Source organism: Pseudomonas syringae group sp. 243L2 (genome assembly GCF_032587875.1).
Lineage (GTDB): Bacteria > Pseudomonadota > Gammaproteobacteria > Pseudomonadales > Pseudomonadaceae > Aquipseudomonas > Aquipseudomonas amygdali.
Genome location: NZ_JAWHPL010000019.1, coordinates 464,023 through 486,356, shown reverse-complemented (window position 1 = coordinate 486,356; position 22,334 = coordinate 464,023). Strand labels below are relative to the sequence as shown.

At 58.1% G+C, this 22,334-nt stretch carries 22 protein-coding genes and 1 other RNA gene; 7 read left to right on the top strand and 16 right to left on the bottom strand.

Translation table 11 applies throughout. The annotated features are described in order from the left end of the window. Positions 1-2 precede the first annotated feature (2 nt). From mraZ to rsmI, 3 genes are all read right to left on the bottom strand, one after another. Positions 3-458, bottom strand: coding sequence for a division/cell wall cluster transcriptional repressor MraZ (mraZ, locus tag RYB66_RS12585; RefSeq protein ID WP_002555055.1), 456 nt, complete (start codon positions 456-458; stop codon positions 3-5). A 306-nt stretch (positions 459-764) separates the two neighbouring features. Next, positions 765-1,122: RNase P RNA component class A (rnpB, locus tag RYB66_RS12580), an RNA gene on the bottom strand. Positions 1,123-1,219: 97 nt separating this feature from the next. Then, complete coding sequence (gene rsmI, locus RYB66_RS12575) at positions 1,220-2,089, bottom strand: 16S rRNA (cytidine(1402)-2'-O)-methyltransferase (RefSeq protein ID WP_162882964.1); 870 nt, start codon at positions 2,087-2,089, stop codon at positions 1,220-1,222. 281 nt (positions 2,090-2,370) lie between these two features. Between rsmI and RYB66_RS12570 the strand changes: the two genes are divergently transcribed. From RYB66_RS12570 to RYB66_RS12555, 4 genes are all read left to right on the top strand, one after another. After that, positions 2,371-4,185: a penicillin-binding protein activator gene (locus tag RYB66_RS12570; RefSeq protein ID WP_004666185.1), complete on the top strand. Its 1,815-nt coding sequence runs from the start codon at positions 2,371-2,373 to the stop codon at positions 4,183-4,185. Then, the gene (locus RYB66_RS12565; protein WP_005745001.1) at positions 4,185-4,556 is read left to right on the top strand and encodes a YraN family protein; all 372 of its coding nucleotides are present in this window, start codon (positions 4,185-4,187) and stop codon (positions 4,554-4,556) included. The genes RYB66_RS12570 and RYB66_RS12565 overlap by 1 nt, the downstream gene beginning before the upstream one ends. A 169-nt stretch (positions 4,557-4,725) precedes the next feature. Continuing rightward, positions 4,726-5,319 (top strand): phosphoheptose isomerase, encoded by a 594-nt coding sequence (locus RYB66_RS12560; protein ID WP_002555059.1) that lies wholly within the window; start codon positions 4,726-4,728, stop codon positions 5,317-5,319. Beyond that, positions 5,316-5,894, top strand: a complete 579-nt coding sequence (locus RYB66_RS12555; protein ID WP_002555060.1) for a BON domain-containing protein — start codon at positions 5,316-5,318, stop codon at positions 5,892-5,894. Before RYB66_RS12560 ends, RYB66_RS12555 begins: the two co-directional genes overlap by 4 nt. 60 nt (positions 5,895-5,954) lie before the next feature. On the opposite strand, the gene RYB66_RS12550 is transcribed toward RYB66_RS12555, so the two are convergent. From RYB66_RS12550 to rplM, 4 genes are all read right to left on the bottom strand, one after another. Next, on the bottom strand, positions 5,955-6,365 hold the full coding sequence (locus tag RYB66_RS12550) for a ClpXP protease specificity-enhancing factor (protein WP_004656546.1): 411 nt from the start codon (positions 6,363-6,365) through the stop codon (positions 5,955-5,957). A 17-nt stretch (positions 6,366-6,382) separates the two neighbouring features. After that, complete coding sequence (locus RYB66_RS12545; RefSeq protein ID WP_004656548.1) at positions 6,383-7,000, bottom strand: glutathione S-transferase N-terminal domain-containing protein; 618 nt, start codon at positions 6,998-7,000, stop codon at positions 6,383-6,385. 281 nt (positions 7,001-7,281) lie between these two features. Next, positions 7,282-7,674 carry a 30S ribosomal protein S9 gene (rpsI, locus tag RYB66_RS12540; RefSeq protein WP_002555064.1) on the bottom strand — a complete coding sequence of 131 codons (393 nt, stop codon included), beginning with the start codon at positions 7,672-7,674 and terminating at the stop codon, positions 7,282-7,284. A gap of 14 nt (positions 7,675-7,688) precedes the next feature. Then, a complete protein-coding gene (rplM, locus tag RYB66_RS12535) occupies positions 7,689-8,117 on the bottom strand; it encodes a 50S ribosomal protein L13 (RefSeq protein WP_002555065.1) in 429 nt (142 codons plus the stop codon). A 453-nt stretch (positions 8,118-8,570) separates the two neighbouring features. Here rplM and RYB66_RS12530 point away from each other — a divergent pair, with 453 nt between their 5' ends. Next, complete coding sequence (locus RYB66_RS12530; RefSeq protein ID WP_162840014.1) at positions 8,571-9,518, top strand: GlxA family transcriptional regulator; 948 nt, start codon at positions 8,571-8,573, stop codon at positions 9,516-9,518. 58 nt (positions 9,519-9,576) lie between these two features. Here RYB66_RS12530 and zapE read toward each other — a convergent pair whose 3' ends face one another. From zapE to RYB66_RS12515, 3 genes are all read right to left on the bottom strand, one after another. Next, positions 9,577-10,671: a cell division protein ZapE gene (gene zapE / locus RYB66_RS12525; protein ID WP_002555066.1), complete on the bottom strand. Its 1,095-nt coding sequence runs from the start codon at positions 10,669-10,671 to the stop codon at positions 9,577-9,579. A 62-nt stretch (positions 10,672-10,733) separates the two neighbouring features. After that, the gene (locus RYB66_RS12520) at positions 10,734-12,083 is read right to left on the bottom strand and encodes a tryptophan--tRNA ligase (RefSeq protein WP_057405157.1); all 1,350 of its coding nucleotides are present in this window, start codon (positions 12,081-12,083) and stop codon (positions 10,734-10,736) included. Between the two features lie 39 nt (positions 12,084-12,122). After that, a complete protein-coding gene (locus tag RYB66_RS12515; RefSeq protein WP_117140065.1) occupies positions 12,123-12,752 on the bottom strand; it encodes an alpha/beta hydrolase in 630 nt (209 codons plus the stop codon). A gap of 145 nt (positions 12,753-12,897) precedes the next feature. Between RYB66_RS12515 and RYB66_RS12510 the strand changes: the two genes are divergently transcribed. Next, positions 12,898-13,341, top strand: coding sequence for a YhcB family protein (locus tag RYB66_RS12510; protein WP_004656562.1), 444 nt, complete (start codon positions 12,898-12,900; stop codon positions 13,339-13,341). A gap of 202 nt (positions 13,342-13,543) precedes the next feature. Here RYB66_RS12510 and cysN read toward each other — a convergent pair whose 3' ends face one another. The 3 genes from cysN to RYB66_RS12495 all read right to left on the bottom strand — a co-directional run bounded on the left by cysN (position 13,544) and on the right by RYB66_RS12495 (position 17,282). Further along, on the bottom strand, positions 13,544-15,442 hold the full coding sequence (cysN, locus tag RYB66_RS12505) for a sulfate adenylyltransferase subunit CysN (RefSeq protein WP_005744998.1): 1,899 nt from the start codon (positions 15,440-15,442) through the stop codon (positions 13,544-13,546). 10 nt (positions 15,443-15,452) lie between these two features. Further along, positions 15,453-16,370 (bottom strand): sulfate adenylyltransferase subunit CysD, encoded by a 918-nt coding sequence (gene cysD / locus RYB66_RS12500; RefSeq protein WP_002555071.1) that lies wholly within the window; start codon positions 16,368-16,370, stop codon positions 15,453-15,455. Between the two features lie 153 nt (positions 16,371-16,523). Beyond that, positions 16,524-17,282 carry a Nif3-like dinuclear metal center hexameric protein gene (locus RYB66_RS12495; RefSeq protein ID WP_002555072.1) on the bottom strand — a complete coding sequence of 253 codons (759 nt, stop codon included), beginning with the start codon at positions 17,280-17,282 and terminating at the stop codon, positions 16,524-16,526. A gap of 111 nt (positions 17,283-17,393) precedes the next feature. Between RYB66_RS12495 and algW the strand changes: the two genes are divergently transcribed. After that, entirely contained in the window at positions 17,394-18,554 is a 1,161-nt protein-coding gene (gene algW / locus RYB66_RS12490; protein WP_002555073.1) for a Do family serine endopeptidase AlgW, read from the top strand. 528 nt (positions 18,555-19,082) lie between these two features. Here the strand turns inward: algW and hisC are convergent. From hisC to hisG, 3 genes are all read right to left on the bottom strand, one after another. Next, positions 19,083-20,135, bottom strand: a complete 1,053-nt coding sequence (gene hisC / locus RYB66_RS12485; protein ID WP_005780953.1) for a histidinol-phosphate transaminase — start codon at positions 20,133-20,135, stop codon at positions 19,083-19,085. Next, positions 20,135-21,481 (bottom strand): histidinol dehydrogenase, encoded by a 1,347-nt coding sequence (gene hisD, locus RYB66_RS12480; RefSeq protein ID WP_016981170.1) that lies wholly within the window; start codon positions 21,479-21,481, stop codon positions 20,135-20,137. Before hisD ends, hisC begins: the two co-directional genes overlap by 1 nt. Positions 21,482-21,605: 124 nt before the next feature. Then, entirely contained in the window at positions 21,606-22,241 is a 636-nt protein-coding gene (hisG, locus tag RYB66_RS12475; RefSeq protein WP_016981171.1) for an ATP phosphoribosyltransferase, read from the bottom strand. Positions 22,242-22,334 lie beyond the last annotated feature (93 nt).

The following is a 22,334-nucleotide window of genomic DNA, read 5'->3' as shown; positions in this document are numbered from 1 at the left end:
AGTCACAGGATCAAATCACGTAATTCGTCGGGCATAGCGCCAGGTTTTTGAATGGCAGCCAGGTCAGCATCAGCAAGAGCGTTCCAGGCGTCCTCGTCCCACAGTTGAAACTTGTTGAGCTGGCCCACCAGCATTACGCGCTTGTCCAGCCTGGCGTATTCGCGCAAGCGTGGCGGCACCAGAAAACGCCCGCTGCCATCGAGTTCCAGATCGACAGCATTACCAATCAAAAGCCTTTGCAGACGACGGTTCTCTTCACGAAACGTCGCCAGATCACGAAGTTTTGCCTCTATCAGCTCCCATTCGGAAAGCGGGTACAGGCAAAGACAGGGATCAACGGCATCAATGGTCACGATAAGTTGCCCGGCACTACGCGAATCCAACTCGTCACGGTACCGGCTCGGCATAGCGAGACGGCCCTTGGCATCGAGATTGATCGCGTTGGCACCACGGAACACAGGCGCATTCTCCGAATTTTAGCTTTTTGCGCTGAAAAACCCACTTCGTGCCACTTTCTGCCACTTGTGCACACTATAGGAACGCGCCCACCACACCGTCAAGGCACGGTCTTAAGGAAAACCCTTACATTTCGGAGATTTAGGAGAGGTACTGGGTATAAAAGGGTAATTTTACGAACGATCTGACAGATAAATCCCACACAACTCAAATCGTTGCGATTCAAAGTTAATGTGATTTATGAGCTGTAAGATTTTTTTGGTATTACGAGAGGGTTTTGCTGCTTGAAACGAAGGGTGAGAAAAAAGGTGGAGAGTCGATCTGTAAGCCGGGTTCTGTCGAGAACAGTCATTCCTCTACGACGGCCATCACTGGACGTCTTTAGCAACCTACCCGGTTCCAGCGCGGGCCACGCCTAGGAACCCTATTTGGTCTTGCTCCGAGTGGGGTTTACCTTGCCACGAGCTGTTACCAGACGTGCGGTGCGCTCTTACCGCACCTTTTCACCCTTACCGGCACCGAAGTGCTTAGGCGGTTATTTTCTGTGGCACTTTCCGTAGGCTCACGCCTCCCAGGCGTTACCTGGCACTCCGCCCTATGGAGCCCGGACTTTCCTCCCCCCCCTGTTGCGGAACAACAAGAGGCAGCGACTGTCCAATCGACTCTCCGCCGCCAAGGTTAGCGGCACATGCCTTCAAGAACAAGCTTTAATAGCACGTGGGGCGCACTTGTCCCCGTTATCCACCCCTTTAAAGGCAACCCATCATTCCTTCTGTTTCTCCAGTGCCACCTGATAAAGCAGGTTCTTGCGCACGCCGGTTATTTCGGCTGCCAAGGCTGCGGCGCGCTTGAGAGGCATCTCTGCAAGCAGTAAATCCAGTATGCGGCGCGCCTCCTCACCAATGACATCCTCGTCCTCGGGTGGCGTCCAGCCGGCTATCAGCACCACGCATTCGCCACGCTGCTGATTACTGTCAGCCTCGACAAAAGCCCGCAGCTCACCCAAAGGCAGACCCTTGAGCGTTTCAAAAGTTTTGGTTATTTCACGTGCCAGCAAGGCCTGACGGTCGGCACCGAAGACTTGCTCCATGTCTTGCAGACACTCAAGAATCCGGTGCGGCGCTTCATAATAAATAAGCGTGCGCAGCTCTTCCTTTACTCGCTCAAGCTTTGCCTTGCGCCCTGCAGCCTTGGCAGGAAGAAAGCCCTCGAAAATGAATCGGTCCGAAGGCAGCCCGGCCGCAGAAAGAGCGGCGATCAGGGCGCAAGCGCCCGGCACAGGCACAACCGGTACACCTACAGCACGCGCCTGGCGTACCAGGTGATAACCGGGATCAGAGATCAGCGGCGTGCCCGCGTCGGAAATCAGCGCCACATCATCGCCAGCCAGCAGACGCGTTATGAACCGACTACCCTCATCACGTTCGTTATGCTCGTGACAGGCGGCCAGCGGAGTGGATATCCCGAAGTGCTGCATCAGCCGTGCAGAATGGCGCGTGTCTTCAGCCGCAATCAGCGCGACTTCACGCAACACCTTCAATGCCCGCACGCTCATGTCGTCCAGATTGCCGATAGGAGTCGCCACTACATAAAGCGAGCCCGGAGTGGAATTCGAAACAACCGGAACAGTCAAAACGCAAACCTCACAGGTTAAAGCTGATACTTGGAAAGAATGCATTGTACAGGCTGAAGCACGGCCGAGCGGTTCGCGCATCAGGGATGCCGATAAAAAAGGAATAAATACATGATCAAGGCCGGACACAACACAACGCTGCCTTCTCGAATTGAACGATTTGGCCGCCAGATGACACTAACGCGACCAATATCACGGCTTTAAACACCTTCGACATCGCACCCCGGCCAGCGCTTGGGTACAATTCCCCGTTAATTCGCTCGAGTTTCAGGAACATACCAATGATCGCTTGTCTGCGGCTGCTCTCTGCCCTCTGCCTCGCTGCCCTTCTCGCAGCCTGTGCCAGCTCGCCCTCGTCCAGCCTTGGCGAGCTGCCTCGAACCCCTGACGCCAGCATCGAGCAGTTGCTTGATCAGGCCGCCACAGCCAAAACACCCGAGCAGGCTGCAACGCTGCGCTTGAGTGCAGCCGACCTGGCCGCCCGCCAGAATGACGCCGGACGCGCTGCGCAGATCCTCGGACAGGTGCAAATCGATCAACTCAAACCCGGACTGCAGGTTTTCGCCAGCACATTGTCCGCAGAGCTGGCGATGGGCCGCAATCAGCCCAAGGCAGCACTGACCGCACTGAACCACCCGAGCATGCAACGCCTGGGCGAACTGTCGGTCGAGCAGCAGGTTCGCACCCACATGGTCAAGGCGCGCGCCCTGGAGGCCGATGGCCAGGCCCTGGCGGCCGTCAATGAGCGAGTATTCGCCGGCCCTCTGCTGCAAGGCGCAGAGGCCAGCGCCAACAATGATGCAATCTGGACGCTGGTCTCCGCTCTGCCGGCCGAGCAGCTGCAAAGTACCGCCAGCGGCGATATGGGCGGCTGGCTGAATCTGGCCCGCTCGATCAAAGGCGCAGGCACACTTGAGCAACAACAGGCGGCCATCGACAACTGGAAAGCCCAGAACCCGAAACACCCGGCAGCGCTGCAACTGCCTACCGCCCTCGCCCAACTGCGCGCCCTGACCAGCGAGCCGATTACCAAAATCGCTCTGCTGCTGCCGCAGGATGGTCAACTGGCCGCCGTTGCCAAAGCGTTGCGCGAAGGCTTCATGGCCGCGCACTTTCAGGCGCAACAAGCAGGACAGAATCCACCCGCCATCCAGGTGTTCGACAGCTCGCGCGTTACCTCGATGGATGAGTTCTACCGTCAGGCCCAGGCCGCTGGCGTACAGCTGGTCGTAGGTCCGCTGGAGAAGAACCTCGTCAAACAGTTGAACAGCCGTCAGCAGCTTCCGATCACTACCCTGGCGCTGAACTACAGCGACACCAGCAACGAAGGCCCCGCTCAGCTGTATCAGTTTGGTCTAGCTGCCGAAGACGAAGCCCGCGAAGTTGCACGTCGCGCCTGGGCCGATGGCAAGCGCAGCGCTGTAGCAATGGTGCCGAAAGGCGAATGGGGCGACCGCGTACTGGATGCCTTCCGCAAGAGCTGGCAGGCCAAGGGCGGTACGCTGATCGCAGCCGAGCACGTTGACCAGCCCGTAGAACTGGCACAACAGGTCGCCGATCTGTTCCAGTTGCGCAACAGTGAAGGCCGCGCCCAGCGCCTGCAGAGCACTGCCGGCACTCAGGTAGCCGCGCAGCCAAGCCGTCGCCAGGACATTGACTTCATGTTCCTCGCCGCGACGCCGCAACAAGCGCAGCAGATCAAGCCAACCATGGTTTTCCAGTACGCAGGCGATGTTCCGGTCTACGCCACCTCGCACCTGTTCACCAACAGCAACGATCATGCGCAGTACATGGACCTCAACGGCGTGCGCTTCTGCGAGACGCCATGGCTGTTGAACGCTGAAGACCCACTGCGCCAGCAAGTCACCGCGCAATGGCCACAAGCTGCTGGCAGCCTTGGCCGCCTGTACGCAATGGGCATCGACGCCTACCGCCTGGCCCCACGCCTTGCGCAACTCAAGGCGATGCCTGACAGCCGCATCGATGGCCTGTCGGGCAGCCTGAGCATCAACCCTGGCCGTCGCGTCGAGCGCCAGCTGCCATGGGCGGAGTTCGTCGACGGCAAGATCCAACGCCTGCCGGACACAGCGCCTTGATGCCACGCAGCAGCCGCCAACAAGCAGGGCGCGAGGCTGAAGCCTTCGCCCTGCAGTTTTTGCAACAACAGGGGCTGCACCTGATTGAACAAAACTGGTTATGCAAACGCGGCGAGCTTGATCTAGTCATGCTTGACGGCGATACAGTAGTATTCGTCGAAGTTCGCTACCGGCGCCATTCAGGCTGGGGTGGCGCTACGGAAAGCGTTGATTTTCGCAAGCAGGCAAAACTTGTCACCGCCGCACAGCTTTTTCTGCAGCAAGCAACAGACTGGGCCAGTCACCCCTGTCGTTTCGACGTCATCGCCATTGAAGGCCAGCCTGGCAACGCTGCACCGCTGAACTGGATCAAGAGTGCTTTTGACAGCTGACCTTGCGCTCGAGCAAAGCCGCTCCGCCGTGCTGATGATCTGCAATAGCTTCTACGCTCACCGATTTCGCTATTTGTTTTGCCGGCTGCACACCTTGTGTGCCGGATAGCTCCCGGGAGAACCCGGCGCATCCGTCCCGCCGCCGTACGCTCTAATTAAGGTCACATTGATGGACATGCAATCCCGAATTCGCCGGCTGTTCCAGGCCAGCATCGAAACCAAGCAACAGTCGATGGAAGTCCTTGCACCCTATATCGAGCAAGCCAGTCAGGTCATGGTCAATGCCCTGCTCAACGAGGGCAAGATGCTCGCGTGCGGCAACGGCGGGTCGGCTGGCGATGCACAGCACTTTTCCTCGGAACTGCTCAACCGTTTCGAGCGCGAGCGGCCGAGCCTGCCAGCCATCGCCCTGACAACCGACAGCTCGACGATCACCTCGATCGCCAACGATTACAGCTACAACGAAATCTTTTCCAAGCAGATCCGCGCACTGGGCCAGCCAGGTGATGTGCTGCTGGCCATTTCCACCAGCGGTAACTCGGCAAATATTATTCAGGCCATCCAGGCCGCACATGATCGCGAAATGATTGTCGTAGCATTGACGGGACGCGACGGTGGCGGCATGGCTTCCCTGCTATTGCCCGAGGACGTGGAGATCCGCGTACCTGCCAATGTCACGGCACGCATACAAGAAGTCCATCTGCTGGCGATCCATTGCCTTTGCGATTTGATCGACAGCCAACTGTTCGGGAGTGAAGAATGACCCCTAATCGTCTCAGCCTATTGGTTCTGACACTGTGCCTGAGTGTCACCGGATGCAGCTCGGTGATCACGGCCACTCGCGACAAGCCGATCGAAGATGATCGAGGCACCCGCACCTTCGGCAGCAAGATCGATGACTCGCTGATCGAGACCAAGGCAGCCGTCAACATTTCCAAAGCCAACCCTGATCTCGCAGAAGGCTCGCACATCGTTGTGACCAGCTTCAACGGCATCGTGCTGCTGGCTGGCCAGACACCCCGCGCCGACCTCAAGGCAATTGCCGAACAGGCCGCCAGCTCGGTCCAGCGCGTCAAGAAGGTCAACAACGAGTTGCAGGTCATGGCGCCCTCTTCGCTGCTGGCGCGTAACAACGATGCCTGGCTGACCACCAAGATCAAAAGCCAGATGATTGCCGACGCATCCATCCCCGGCTCGCGCATCAAGGTGGTGACCGAGAACGGTATTGTGTTCCTGCTGGGCCTGGTGACTCAGGATGAAGCCAATCGCGCCACCAACCTGGTACAGGGCGTTTCCGGCGTGCAGAAGATCGTCAAACTGTTTGAGTACATCGACTGACGGGTAACTGGCAGGCGAAAAAAAGGCGATCCGGAGATCGCCTTTTTTATTGCGCATTTTTTACTTCACGACCTTCAGACTCGGCCGGCCGCTTGGGCGCGGTGGCTCGCTGTCGGGCGGAGTATCATCTTCGATCTCGATTTCCTCACCCTCATCCATGGAAGGCTCCAGATCGAAAACCATACCCTGGCCGTTCTCACGGGCATAAATGCCCAGGATGGCAGCTACAGGCACATAAAGCGTGTGTGGCACACCGCCGAAGCGGCCTTCGAAGCTGACGGCCTCGTTATCCATATGCAGATGACGCACCGCACTTGGCGAAACATTCAGAACAATCTGCCCATCATTGGCAAACCCTTGTGGGACCTGCACCGAGGGGTAATCCGCATTGACCAGCACGTGCGGGGTGCAATCGTTATCGACGATCCACTCATAGAGAGCGCGAACAAGATAAGGGCGACTGGAGTTCATTAACGGCTCCTTAAGCCTTAGCGCATTTCACGTTCGGCAGCAGACAGACTCGCCTGAAAAGCCTCACGCGCAAATTGGCGCTCCATGTAATCAAGCAACGGCTTGGCAGGCCGCGGCAATTCAATACCCAAAATTGGCAAACGCCAGAGTATGGGGAGTAGACAGCAGTCAACAAGACTTAGCTCGTCGCTCATGAAAAAAGCTTTTTCCGCGAACAACGGTGAAACCCCGGTCAGACTTTCACGAAGCTCCTTGCGCGCCTGAACACGAGCAGGCTCTTTGCTGCGCGTATCAAGGATCAGGTCCACAAGGCCACACCAGTCTCGCTGGATACGATGGATCAGCAGACGGCTGTTGGCGCGCGCCACTGGATAGACAGGCAACAAGGGCGGATGCGGATAGCGCTCATCCAGGTATTCCATCACCACCGTCGACTCGTACAACGCCAGGTCACGATCAACAAGAGTCGGCAAGCTGCCATACGGATTTACTTCAATCAGCTGCGGCGGATGACGACCTGCCACAACCTCAATGATTTCGGCGCTGACACCCTTCTCGGCGAGCACAATTCGCACGCGATGAGAATAGTGGTCGGCGGGGTCGGAGTAGCAGGCCAACCGGTTGGTCACGCCCATGGCGATCCTCCTCGCTTGTTAAATTTTATCGGACAGACGAACGAATACGCCTTAAGGGCGCATCCGATAATGAACGCAACAGGACAGGTGTTCGTCGCGGGCCACAAGATAGCTCATTTACGCGATGTAAATTCTGTAATCTTCGCCGACAGGCTTATAAATCTCGCAATACCGACGTGACATGCCCAACTTGAAAACACCTCGACCGCAAAAATCACACCCATAAAAAAACGCCCATCCCCGCGAGGGGATGGACGTTCTTTCTTTGAACGAAGAACGAATTAACGCTTCGAGTACTGCGGACGCTTACGCGCTTTACGCAGACCGACTTTCTTACGTTCAACTTCACGAGCATCGCGAGTCACGAAGCCTGCTTTACGCAGAGCGCCACGCAGAGTTTCGTCGTATTGCATCAGAGCGCGAGTGATACCGTGGCGGATTGCGCCAGCCTGACCACTTACACCGCCACCGATAACGGTGACGTAGATGTCGAACTTTTCAACTGTCTCGGTCAGTTCCAGCGGCTGACGAACTACCATGCGGGCAGTTTCGCGACCGAAGAAATTGTCCAGGGAGCGGTTGTTGATCGAGATGTTACCAGTACCCGGACGCAGGAAAACGCGAGCGGTTGCGGTCTTGCGACGGCCAGTGCCGTAATTTTGAGTCGCCGACATAATGAACTATTCCGTTAAAACTTCAGTTCTTGGGGCTGCTGAGCAGTATGAGGGTGTACAGCGCCCGCATAGACTTTCAGCTTACGATACATGTCGCGACCCAGCGGGTTCTTAGGCAGCATGCCTTTGACCGCGGTCTCGATCACGCGCTCAGGAGCTTTGGCGATCAGCTTTTCGAAGTTGATCGACTTGATCCCGCCCGGAAAACCGGAGTGTGAGTAGTAGATCTTGTCGGTGGTTTTGGCACCAGTAACGCGGATCTGCTCGGCATTGATCACGACGATGTAGTCGCCGGTATCAACGTGCGGAGTGTATTCCGGTTTGTGCTTGCCACGCAGACGGCTCGCGATTTCGGTGGCCAGACGACCCAGGGTCTGACCAGCAGCGTCGACGACGAACCAGTCGCGCTTAACTGTTTCCGGTTTAGCAGTAAAAGTTTTCATTCTTTATAGCCTCAGGGGCCGCCCTGAAAATTAGACGGCGGATCTTACTGAATAGTGCGTACTTTGACAAGTCAAAGGCAGCCGGAAACAGACGCTATCGGGGGCTCGGGTCAGCGCGTCCGTTATACGGCAAGATTCTTCGGCAGACGGCGCATCACTTCCACTGCAAAGAGCTGGCGGATTATACAGACTGTAAAAATAACCTCAACCGGATTTTTTGTTCACATTCTGTTTATTGCCTGCGAGGCGTGGATTGGCGGATATTTACCCGCTTAGCACAAAGCCATCATGCGCACCTCTCGCAGAGATCCTGCCATGAGGAGGCTGGACACACCCGACAAAAAATAAGACGATCCAGCCGTTGCTTGACCATTTACCCATATAAGAATAACGATTATGCCGATCCAACACGCCACTCTGCTGCGCCGCGTAAGCATTCTGACCACCGACAAGATGTTTGCCTCGACGGTCATGCAGGCCAAAGACTTCTTCCACTTAGCCAGCCTGCGCTACAGCAAACAACTGGGCCAGGGCCTGGTGCCCGCTTTCGAAACCCGCCTCGTCAGCCCGGACGGACTCTCCGTCAGCAGCTTCAGCGACGTCACATTGCCAGTCGACGGCGCGCTGTGCCAAAGCGACATCATCGTTATCCCGGCCTTTTGGGATGATTTTGAAACCCTGTGCGAACGCTACCCGCAGATCCTGCCCTGGCTGCGTGAGCAACACGCCAACGGTGCCGTACTCTGCGCCGAAGCCACCGGGGTCTACTGGCTTGCCGAGGCAGGATTGCTCGACGGCAAGGAAGCGACTACCTACTGGCGCTTCTTCGGTGCATTTGCCGAACGCTACCCCAAGGTGCTGCTCAACCAGGAAAAGCACCTGACTGACGCCGATAACGTGTACTGCGCAGGGGGCACGACGTCAGCGTGCGACCTCTACATCTACCTGATCGAGCGGTTCTGCGGCGCCAACGTCGCGCAGGCCGTGGCCCGCGATATTCTTTACGAGGTACGCCGCACCTACTCACCGGGCCGCATAGGCTTTGGCGGGCAGAAACTGCATCAGGACGTGGTGATTCTGCAGATTCAGCACTGGCTGGAAGAGCACTTTGCCGACAAGTTCCGCTTTGAAGATGTGGCCCGAGAGCACGGTATGAGCATTCGCAATTTCATGCGCCGCTTTCAGACCGCAACCGGTGACAAGCCGCTGCATTACCTGCAACGGCTGCGGATCGAAACGGCAAAGGGATTGCTGTCAGGGTCTCGCAAAAGCATCAAGACCATCAGCTACGAGGTGGGCTATGACGACGCCAGCTTCTTCGCCCGGCTGTTTCGCCAACACACCGAGCTGTCGCCCAACCAGTACCGGCAGCAGTTCGAGAGCCAAAAGGAAAAGCTGTGAGCTGCAGCATGGGCGAGTTTCAAGCGTGTAGTTTGAAACTCGCCGCTTGCAGTCGCTGCTAGGGCTTGTGCGCCCGCGAGAGGAATTCGTGGGATTGCATTTCCAGCAGACGGCTCAGGGTGCGTTGAAACTCGAACATCAACCGGCCACCGGTGTACAGGTCCTTCAACTCAACCTCGGCTGAAATGATCAGCTTGACGTTGCGATCGTAGAACTCGTCGACCATGTTGATAAAACGTCGGGCGATGTCGTCGGTAGAAACGTCCATCTGCTCGACGCCACTGATCAGCACAGCATGAAATATCTTGCCCAGCTCGATGTAGTCGTTCTGGCTGCGTGGCCCGTCGCACAGCTCGCGGAAGTCGAACCAGGCCACATCATCACAGGTACGCAAGGCGCGGATCTCGCGGTTTTCGATCATCAACACATCGTTTTCGATGGTTTCTGCGCAATCCGGGGTCAGGGCCTTGAAGCTTTTACGCAGGCTTTCCTGCGCAACTTCGTTGAGCGGGAAGTGAAACAGCTCAGCCTGTTCCAGGTGACGCAGACGGTAATCGACGCCGCTGTCGACGTTGACGATGTCGGTGTTCTGTTTGATCAGCGCAATTGCAGGCAGGAAGCGCGCGCGCTGCAGACCGTCCTTGTACAGGCCGTCTGGAACGATGTTGGAGGTTGCCACCAGCGTTACGCCATTTTTGAACAGCTCTTCCATCAGCGTGCCCAGAATCATGGCATCGGTGATGTCGGAAACAAAGAACTCGTCGAAACAGATAACCCGTGCCTCGTCGGAGAAACGCTTGGCGATGATCGTCAGCGGATTTCTCTCGCCCTTGAGGGTCTTCATCTCTTCGTGCACGCGCTTCATGAAGCGGTGGAAGTGTGTACGGACCTTGTCCTGAAACGGCAGCGCGTCAAAGAACGTGTCGACCAGGTAGGTCTTGCCACGGCCTACGCCCCCCCAGAAGTACAAACCCTTGACCAGGGTCGGCTCTTTCTTGCCGAACAGCTTGCCGAACAGGCCGGGCTTGCTGTCGTGAGCGGCAACCAGATCGTCATACAGGCGCTGCAAATGGCGCACAGCGTTTTCCTGCGCGGCATCGTGAAAGAAGTCCGGGCGTTTCAGATCAGATTGATATCGTTCTAGGGGCGTCATAATTCGTTAGCAAGGCAACAAAAACGGGTCGTCACTGTAGCGACGACCCCGGGGATTGGCAATCAGTCCTGTTGAGGAGCGAGTGCCAGCTTAAGGGTTTGAATCGCGTTGTCGCGCGCAATGGCATCGGCGAACTCCGGGCTATCGGCTACACACTCGCCGTCCAGCCACAGCGTGAAACCATTGGCTTCACTGCGCAGATCCAGCTCACCACCCTGCTGCAACTGCTTGCTGGCGATGCCGGCCGCCTTGCCGTCGGCAAAATTGCGCGACAACAGCAGCTGCTCGCCATCGGCGGCCAGCAGGCGGAAACGGAAGCTGCCGTCGTCTTCACGGAAACTAACGAAACGCGCGCCCTTGGTGGCCTTTTTCTTGCCGGTATCGGCGTTTTGCACCGTGGCGTGGAACGAGCGCAGACCCACCGCCTCACGCAGTTCCTCCAGAAACGGCGTGGCAACCCGACGTGCCTTCTGCGCGCCGGCGAGCAGGATATCTTCGAGATCGGCAGGACGCTCGATCAGCCTCAGATATTTTTCACGGGGCTCGCTCAATTGCGCATCCAGCAAGGTGAACAGACGATTCTTCGCTTCGCCCCAGCCCAGACCCTGCAATAGATCGGAACGGAATTCAGCGCACTGCTCTGCCGTCGAAAACGCTTGATACAGGGTGAACAGGTGCGAGGTGTCCGGATCCTTCGCTTCACCCGGCGCGCGCGAGTCGGTGACGATGCGCGATATGGCGCTTTTCATCTCCTTGGCGCTGCTGAACAACGGAATGGTGTTGTCGTAGCTTTTCGACATCTTGCGCCCGTCCAGACCGGGTAGCGTGGCGACGCTCTCTTCGATCAAGGCCTCGGGCATGACAAAGAATTCCTTGCCATTGCCAAACAGGTGATTGAACCGCTGGCCGATGTCGCGGGCCATTTCAACGTGCTGGATCTGGTCGCGCCCCACAGGAACCTGATGCGCATTGAACATCAGAATGTCAGCGGCCATCAGTACCGGATAGCTGTACAGCCCCATGGTGATGCCCGCATCCGGGTCCTCGCCACCTTCGACGTTCTTGTCCACTGATGCCTTGTAGGCGTGCGCGCGATTAAGCAGGCCCTTGGCCGCCACGCAGGTGAGCAGCCAGGTCAGTTCCGGGATCTCTGGAATGTCCGACTGGCGATAGAAGGTCACACGATCAACATCAAGGCCAGCCGCCAGCCAGGTCGCAGCGATTTCCAGACGCGAGCGCTGAATGCGCAGCGGGTCATCGCATTTGATCAACGCGTGGTAGTCGGCCAGAAAGTAGAACGAGTCGAAATCGCTCTGACGGCTGGCGACAATGGCCGGGCGAATCGCGCCCGCGTAGTTACCCAGATGGGGAGTGCCGGTGGTCGTGATACCGGTCAGGATACGAGTGGTCATGGCAGGTCGCTTATCTAAAGGATGCAATACGGGCTGCAATCAGTTGGAAAGTCGCGGCAGAAGCAGATCTTTCAGATCGGTCAGCTTGCCGTGAAAAAAGTGTCCGCATTCTGCCACTTTCAGCAGCTCATGGGGGCGTTGCAGCGCGAACGACCATGCATACACCGTTTCGGGATCGATCACTTCATCGTCTTCTGGCTGAATGATCGTCAGCGGGCAGGCTTGCGGCAAGACGCTTTGATCCTTGAGCCGCGAGGCCGCTGCAGCAATCAGAAACAAATGCGTCAGTTTTTCACCCTGCCCTTCAAGACGACCGCCCAGATTGGCGGCAACGTAGCCACCGAAAGAAAAACCGAACAGGGTCATGGGCAGATCAGGATGTTGCGCCCGCAGCCATTGCGCGGCAGCCTGGGCATCATCGATCTCGCCTGGCCCTGCGACCGACGTACCGGCACTGGCACCAACGCCGCGATAATTAAAGCGTAAGGTGATCAGACCTTGATCCCTTGCGGTACGCTGCAACGTCGAGACGACTTTATTGAGCATCGTTCCGCCCTGTATCGGGTTAGGATGGCAGATCAGTGCAACGCCTCGGGCGTCGGGTACATCCTGATACAGCGCTTCGAGCTGGCCTTCTGGGCCATCGATAAATAATGGGGTTTCACGCATGAGCAAAACAGAACTCCGTGACCTCGAAATGGGTCGACTCGTCTAGCTGATTGTCTGCGGCTTGCATATCAACGATACGTCGCGGGTATACAGCGCAGGTTCCAGCCGTTAACGTAAAGCAAAGCCGTTTATAGAGGAAGGACTCGTGGAACACTCGCTCTTAGTCTGGTTGTTGCCGACGCTCGCCCTGGTGGCCGGTGTCGTCATTGGTTTTCTGGTAGCGCGCCTGCTGCCCAACACCGTTCCGAACAGCACCCAGCGCCAGCTGGACAACATTCAGGAGCGCTTCGACACCTATCAGAACGAGGTAGTCACGCACTTCAACAGCACGGCCAATCTGGTACAGAAGCTTTCGCAGAGCTATCAGGATGTTCAGGAACACCTTGCCGAGGGCGCCAACCGTCTGGCTCTCGACGAGCTGACCCGCCAACGCTTGCTGGCCGCCCTGCACCCTGAGGCCAATCATGCGCACCGCGATCATCGCGACCGCCTGACCCCTCCGCGCGACACCGAAACACCCAAGGACTACGCCCCCAAGTCGCCCAACACGCCTGGAATGCTGGATGAGCATTACGGCCTGAAAAGGTAAGGATTCACAGCCACACAAAAGCCCGCTGGCGAGAAAATCTCCAGCGGGCTTTTTTGTGCACTACCCCTTCGCGAGCAATGCGGATTGCCACGCCGGTCGCTCCCACAAGATCGTGCGTGCGCACCGTTGTGGGAGCGAGCTTGCTCGCGAAGAGGCCAATGCAGGCGCTGAAAACCATTGGGCTTTCACGCCTGCATGCGTATCAGATCGCGCCGCGGCTGCGCAGCAGATCAAGCACCTGTTTAACGCTTTCTTCCAGGTTGAGTGTCTGCGTGTCGATCACCAGATCGGCATTCAGCGGCACGTCATACGGAAAGGACTCGCCAGGAATGTTGTCGCCATCAGCGGCATACAGGCCTTGCGGGTCACGCTCGCGGCAGACTGCTGGCGACGCCTGAACATAGACGGTCAGCAGACGATCCTTGCCGATCAGCGCCTTGGCGCGCTCACGGCCCTCGGCATCCGGCGCCACAAAGGCAGCCAGGGTCAGCAGGCCAGCTTCGTTGAACTGGCGCGCCACGTGGGCGGCACGGCTCCAGTTCTCGGTACGCCCGGCACGGTCCTGTGGCAAGCCCTTGTTCAGGTCATGACGCAGGTTCTGACCGTCCAGCACATAGACCGCACGGCCCATGTCGAACAACTTACGCTCGACCGCATACGCCAACGTACTTTTGCCTGCGCCGGACAGGCCGCTGAACAATACGGTAGCCGGCTGCTGACCGAAACGCTGCGCACGCTCTTCAGTCGAGACGTGGGCCAGCTCGCCATGATGCTGCGAGCCACCGCCTGAAACCGGCTTGGCAATGATCATGCCCGCTGCCACAGTGCCATTGGTCAGACGATCGATGACGATGAACGAGCCAGTGGTGGGGTTTCTGTCATAGCCGTCCAGCGCGATGGGCGCATCGAGGCTGACTTTGACGCGTCCGATCTCGTTCAACTGCAACGAGCTGGCAGGGCCTTCCTGCAGCGTGTTCACATCGACCCGATGAGTAATGCTGGCAATAGAGCCAGGCACATAGCTGGTAGCGCGCTTGATGTCGTACTTCTTGCCCGGCAGCATGGGCTCTTCGGCCATCCACACCAGCATCGCGTCGAACGCATCGCTGACCTGTGGGACGTTGTCGGCATGCACCAGCAGATCACCGCGGGAAATGTCGATCTCGTCTTCCATGGTCAGCGTCACGGCCTGCCCCGGACCGGCCTGCTCCAGTTCGCCTTCAAAAGTGACGATGGACTTCACACGGCTGCTCTTGCCCGACGGCAGCACGACGATCTCGTCGCCCTTGTGCACGATACCGCTGGCCAGCGTACCGGCGAAACCGCGGAAGTTCAGGTTTGGACGGTTGACGTACTGCACCGGGAATCGCAGGTCCGCATAGTTGCGGTCGCTGGCAATTTCGACGGTCTCGAGAATTTCCATCAGCGACTGGCCGGTGTACCAGGGCGAACGCTCGCTCTTGTTCACCACGTTGTCGCCCTTGAGCGCCGACATTGGAACAAACGCCATGGTGGTCGGCTTGAACGCGATACCCTCGGCGAACTTCAGGTAATCGGCCTTGATCGACTCGAACACGCCCTCATCGAAGCCGTTGAGGTCCATCTTGTTGATGGCGACGACGATGTGCTTGATGCCCAGCAGAGAGGCGATATAGCTGTGACGACGGGTCTGGGTCTGTACGCCATAGCGCGCGTCCACCAGAATGATCGCCAGGTCACAGGTCGAAGCGCCGGTGGCCATGTTACGGGTGTACTGCTCATGGCCCGGCGTATCGGCAATGATGAACTTGCGCTTGGCCGTGGAGAAATAGCGATAGGCAACATCGATAGTGATGCCCTGCTCCCGCTCGGCCTGCAGACCATCCACCAGCAACGCCAGATCGACGTCATCGCCGGTGGTGCCGGACTTCTTCGAGTCCCGGGTGATGGCTTCAAGATGATCTTCATAGATCATCTTCGAGTCATGCAGCAGACGCCCGATCAGCGTGCTCTTGCCGTCATCGACGTTGCCACAGGTAAGAAAGCGCAGCATTTCCTTGCGTTCGTGCTGGCCCAGATAGGCGAGGATGTCCTCGCTGATCAAATCAGATTGATGCGACATGTGACACCCCTTAGAAATAACCCTGACGTTTCTTTTCTTCCATCGAGCCGGCACCGTCATGGTCAATGACCCGGCCCTGGCGTTCGGAAGTTCGTGTCAGCAGCATTTCCTGAATGATGTCGGTCAGGCTGGTCGCTTCGGACTCGACAGCACCGGTCAGCGGGTAGCAACCCAGCGTGCGGAAACGGACCTTTTTCTTGACGATGCGCGACTTCTCTTCATCGGTGAGATGCTCGAGGATGCGCTCGTCGTCGATCATGATCAGCGTACCGTTCTTCTCGATCACGTCGCGCTCGGCGGCGAAGTACAGCGGCACGATAGGGATGCCTTCAAGGTAGATGTACTGCCAGATGTCCAGCTCGGTCCAGTTGGAGAGCGGGAACACCCGGATAGACTCGCCTTTGTTGACGTTGCCGTTATAGACATTCCACAGCTCGGGGCGCTGGTTTTTAGGGTCCCAGCGATGTTTGCTGTCGCGGAACGAATAGACGCGTTCCTTGGCCCGGGACTTTTCTTCGTCGCGCCGGGCACCGCCGAAAGCGGCATCGAAACCATGCTTGTCGAGCGCCTGCTTCAGGCCCTCGGTCTTCATGATGTCGGTATGTTTGGCGCTGCCGTGGGTGAAGGGGTTGATGCCCTGCGCCACACCATCGGGGTTGATGTGAGTGATCAGGTCCAGGCCCATTTCCTCGACCATCTTGTCGCGAAAACGATACATCTCCTGGAATTTCCAGCGAGTATCGACGTGCATGACCGGAAATGGCAATTTACCGGGGAAGAATGCCTTGCGCGCCAGGTGCAGCATCACGGCCGAATCCTTGCCGATCGAGTACAGCATCACCGGGTTATCGAACTCGGCGGCGACCTCGCGGATAATGTGGATGCTTTCCGCCTCCAGCTGTTTCAGATGCGTCAGTTTGTCAACCATGGCTACTCACGGATTGCGTTCGTTATGGACCGGGAAACCCCGGGGCGGCCTGCGGGCCGTATTCGAGCCGAGCACTTTAACATGCGTGATATCGCTAATCAGCGATGCAGCTAGATCGAAACGATCTATGCATATGCCCTGCTGTTTGATCGTTCAAATCGGGTTCGGGCAGTCGATGAAGATATGCTCGAGTGCAAAGCGTCGGGCCAGGTAATCACCCAGGGCCTGAACGCCATATCGCTCGGTGGCGTGATGACCGGCCGCGATGAAGCTGATGTCGTTCTCCCGTGCGCTGTGGAATGTCTGCTCCGACGCTTCGCCACTCAGGAACAGATCGACGCCTTCCAGCACTGCCTGATCAATGTAGTTCTGACCACCGCCCGTGCACCAGCCGACACGGCGAATCATCTGACTGCCTTCGATGAGCAATGGCTCACGCCCCAGCGCATCCTGCACGCGACGGGCAAAATCCCGCGGCGTCATGGGTTCGGACAACGAACCGATCAAGCCGACCACTCGCGAATTTTCGGGGTCCAGCGGGCCTTCGACAGTGATGTCCAACTGACGTGCCAGCTGCACGTTATTGCCCACTTCAGGGTGCACGTCCAGCGGCAGGTGGTAGGCAAGCAGGCTGATGTCGTGCTTGAGCAGAGTTTTCAGGCGACGCTGCTTCATGCCGACAACACAGGGGTTTTCGCCTTTCCAGAAATAACCGTGATGGACCAGAATCAGATCAGCCTGAGCCTCTACGGCAGCGTCCAGCAATGCCTGGCTGGCCGTCACGCCGCTGACGATGCGCATCACTTGAGGCCGACCCTCGACCTGAAGGCCATTAGGGCAATAATCCTGAATCCGGGCACTGTTCAGATAGCGGTCGGCTTCTTCGACCAGGGTGCTCAGGGCAACAGCCATAAAAGACTCCTAAATATGCAGTTCAGAGCTGCGTTGTACTCGTATAATGCCCGCCATTATGGCGCACCCGTGGCAAAACTTTCTGCGCCCGCAACCATCAGGACTTGTTAAATGTTCAAGGCACTGCGTTTTTTCGGCTGGCCATTGCTGGCTGGCGTGCTTATCGCCATGCTGATTATTCAGCGCTATCCGCAGTGGGTCGGCCTGCCGAGCCTGGATGTCAATCTGCAACAGGCTCCGCAGACCACCAACGTCATGCAAGGTCCGTCGTCCTATGCCGATGCGGTCATTGCCGCAGCGCCCGCGGTGGTCAACCTCTACACCACCAAGATGGTCAACAAGGGCAACAACCCGCTTTTCGAAGACCCGCAGTTCCGGCGCTTCTTCGGCGACAACACGCCCAAGCAGAAGCGCATGGAATCGAGCCTGGGTTCTGGCGTGATGATGAGCCCTGAAGGCTACATACTGACCAACAACCACGTCACCACTGGCGCGGACCAGATCGTGGTAGCGCTAAAAGACGGCCGCGAAACCATTGCCCGGGTCATCGGCAATGATCCGGAAACCGACCTGGCGGTGCTCAAGATCGATTTGAAAAACCTGCCCGCGATTACCATCGCGCGCTCTGACAGCATTCGCATCGGCGACGTTGCACTGGCCATCGGCAACCCGTTCGGGGTCGGTCAGACCGTGACCATGGGCATTATCAGTGCCACCGGGCGCAATCAATTGGGCCTCAATACCTATGAAGACTTCATCCAGACCGACGCGGCCATCAACCCCGGCAACTCGGGCGGTGCACTGGTAGACGCCAGCGGCAATCTGATCGGTATCAATACCGCGATCTTTTCCAAGTCCGGCGGCTCGCAGGGCATCGGCTTTGCCATTCCGACCAAGCTGGCGATGGACGTTATGAAGTCGATCATCGAACACGGTCAGGTCATTCGTGGCTGGCTGGGTATCGAAGTTCAACCGCTGACCCAGGAACTGGCCGAGTCATTCGGGCTGAAGGATCGTCCCGGAATCGTTGTGGCGGGTATCTTCCGCGATGGACCGGCGCAGAAAGCCGGGCTGCAACTGGGTGATGTGATTCTGAGCATCAATGGCGAACCCGCTGGCGACGGTCGTCGCTCGATGAATCAAGTGGCGCGTACCAAGCCCAAGGACAAGATTGCCATCGACGTGATGCGCAACGGCAAGGAAATGCGCTTGAGCGCCGAGGTCGGCCTGCGCCCGCCACCTGCACCGACACCTGCCGCAGCGCCCGAGTGATGCGCCATTACCTGAAAGTGCGGTACAGCACAGATCTGTGACGCCGGGAATAAAGGGCATCCGGGCTTCTGCCCGAAGGGCGTGGGGGGCGAGCTTGCTCGCGAAGAAAGTGTTTCAATCGATGCATTTTCGGCGCTAGTGCAGGCCCTTTCGCGAGCAAGCTCGCTCCCACAGGTCCGGAGTGCTTTCAAGCCATGCGAGACACTCACACAGTTCCGGAGTGTTTCAAGCCATGCGAGACACTCACACAGGTCCGGGCTGTTTCAAGCCATGTGGATGCTCTGCGGCAGCGATGATCTTGTGGGAGCGAGCTTGCTCGCGAAGGCGGATTGCCTGATCAATGGAGTTTCAGCGGCTGCACGGGCTTCTTCGCGAGCAAGCTCGCTCCCACGGACCCGGAATGTTTTCGAGCCATGTGGATTACTCACATAGGTCGGCGGTGTTTCCAGGCCATGCGGATGCTCTGCGGCATCAATGATCCTGTGGCAGCGCAAGGTCAGCCCGTTTTCGGGCTGACCGATCCGCGTCTTAGATATCGCTCAACCCTTCCAGCAACGCCTGATGCTGCTCTGGCGTGCCGATGCTGATACGCAGGAACTGGGCGATTCGCTGCTGTTTGAAGTGACGGACGATGACGCCCTGCTCGCGCAGTTTCGCAGCCAGGGCTGCAGCATCGTGTTGCGGGTGGCGGGCGAAGATGAAGTTCGCTGCCGAAGGCAGCACTTCGAAGCCTTTGCCCTGCAACTGTTCGACCAGCGCCTCGCGACTTTCGATGACCTTGTTGCGGGTCGACTCGAAGTGCTCGCGGTCCTCGAAAGCTGCCGCACCACCCACATTGGCCATACGGTCCAGCGGATAGGAGTTGAAGCTGTTCTTGACCCGCTCCAGCGCTTCGATCAGATCAGAATGCCCCACCGCCAGGCCGACACGCAGACCGGCCAGCGAGCGCGACTTTGACAAGGTCTGAGTGACCAGCAGGTTCGGGTAGCGATCAACCAGCGTGATCGCGGTCTCGCCACCAAAGTCGATGTACGCTTCGTCAACGACGACCACTGAATCCGGGCTGGCCTTGATAATCTGCTCGACCTTGTCCAGACCGAGCAGGCAACCGGTCGGTGCATTCGGGTTAGGGAAGATGATCCCGGCATTGGGCCTGGCGTAGTCTTCGGCACGAATCTGGAACTGATCATCCAGCGCGATCATTTCGTAATCGATCCCGTACAGACCGCAGTAGACCGGATAGAAGCTGTAGCTGATGTCCGGAAACAGCAGCGGCGCATCGTGCTGAAACAAGGCGTGAAAGATGTGCGCCAGCACTTCGTCTGAACCGTTGCCCAGGAACACCTGATTGGGCTGCACCTTGTAGTAATCGGCGACAGCGTGCTTGAGCAGGTCGCTGTTGGGGTCCGGGTACAGACGCAAGTCGTCGGTCAGCGCGGCACGCATGGCCTCGACAGCCTTGGGCGACGGGCCATACGGGTTTTCATTGGTATTGAGCTTGACCAGCCGGGTCAGCTTCGGCTGCTCGCCCGGCACATAAGGCACCAGATCGCTGACGAAAGGACTCCAGAATTTGCTCATTATTTGCCGTCCTCTGTATTGCCTGCTTTCCAGTCGGGATCAGTAATTCGATATTCAGCACTGCGGGCATGGCCGCTCAGGGATTCGCCACGAGCCAGCACCGACGCAGTCTTGCCCAGCTCGGACGCACCCTGCGGCGAGCAGTAGATGATAGACGAGCGCTTCTGAAAATCGTACACGCCCAGCGGCGAGGAAAAACGCGCCGTGCCGGAGGTCGGCAGTACGTGGTTGGGACCTGCGCAGTAGTCGCCCAGTGCTTCGGAGGTGTGGCGCCCCATGAAGATCGCACCCGCATGGCGGATCTGCGGCAGCCAGGCTTCCGGATCGGCGACCGACAATTCAAGGTGCTCAGGCGCAATGCGATTGGCAACTTCGATGGCTTGCGCCATGTCTGCCACTTTTATCAATGCGCCGCGACCGTTGATCGACGTTTCGACGATAGCCGCGCGCTCCATGGTTGGCAGCAGACGCGTGATACTGGCGGCAACCTTGTCGAGAAAATCGGCATCCGGACTGACCAGAATGGCTTGGGCATCTTCATCGTGCTCGGCCTGGGAGAACAGGTCCATGGCAATCCAGTCAGGATCGGTCTGGCCGTCACACACCACAAGAATCTCGGAAGGACCGGCGATCATGTCGATCCCGACCTGACCGAATACGTGGCGCTTGGCGGTGGCCACATAAATATTTCCGGGGCCGACAACCTTATCGACCTTCGGCACGCTTTCAGTGCCGTAGGCCAGCGCTGCCACAGCTTGCGCACCGCCGATGGTGAACACCCGGTCGACACCCGCAATACAGGCAGCGGCCAGCACCAGTTCGTTGATTTCACCACGCGGTGTCGGCACAACCATGACCACCTCGGTAACGCCCGCCACTTTGGCCGGAATGGCATTCATCAATACCGAAGACGGGTACGAGGCTTTGCCACCGGGCACATACAGGCCTGCGCGGTCCAGCGGCGTAACCTTCTGGCCCAGCACCGTGCCATCGGCCTCGGTATAGCTCCAGGAATCCTGTTTCTGTTTCTCGTGGTAGCTGCGCACACGCTCGGCGGCTTTTTCCAGCGCCTCGCGCTGGACCGGCGTGATGCGGGTCAATGCCAGTTCCAAGCGCTCGCGAGGCAGAATCAGGTCGGTCATCGACGCGACCTGCAGCCCGTCAAACTTCTGGGTGAACTCGACCAACGCCTCGTCGCCGCGCTCACGTACCGCCTTGATGATGTCGAGCACGCGCTGGTTGACCGAGTCGTCAGACACGCTTTCCCAGCTCAGCAGGTGATCCAGATGTCGTGCGAAATCCGGGTCAGCAGCGTCGAGTCGGCGAATTGCAGTGGGCGTGGTCATAGCGGGGGCCTCAATAATTGGCGGATGCTCAGGAGCCTAAAGCTACCAAGCTATCCGCGCAGGCACCTGAGAAATTTGGCTATGACACGGATAGCTGGACGCAACTCAACGTTGCGTGAATGAATCAGCTACGGTGTCGCGACTCCACTGCCTTGCGCAGAGTGTCGATGAGGGTCTGAATGCGTGCGTGCTGCATCTTCATGGAAGCCTTGTTGACGACCAGACGCGAGCTGATGGTAGCGATCAGTTCCTGAGGCTCAAGGCCATTGGCTCGCAAGGTATTACCGGTGTCGACCACGTCGATGATCTTGTCAGCCAGACCAATCAGCGGTGCCAGCTCCATGGAGCCGTACAGCTTGATGATATCGACCTGACGACCCTGCTCGGCGTAGTAACGCTTGGCAACGTTGACGAACTTGGTCGCCACGCGCAGACGGCCCTTGGGCTCGACCGCACCGATGGCACCGGCAGTCATCAGCTTGCACTTGGCAATTTGCAGGTCCAGAGGCTCGTAAAGGCCCTGGCCGGTATATTCCATCAACACATCCTTGCCCGCGACGCCCAGATCGGCGGCACCATGCTCGACATAGGTCGGCACATCGGTGGCACGCACGATCAGCAGGCGCACATCGGCCTGGGTCGTGGGGATGATGAGCTTGCGGCTCTTGTCCGGATTCTCGGTCGGCACGATGCCCGCTTCAGCGAGAAGCGGCAGGGTGTCGTCAAGAATGCGGCCCTTGGACAGTGCGATGGTCAACATGGGAAACGTAAGTCCTTATCAGGAAACTTTTGTCACGACGCAAGCGGCGCATGACAACCCTCAAGCGTGTTCGGCCTGAAGTGAAACGAATCA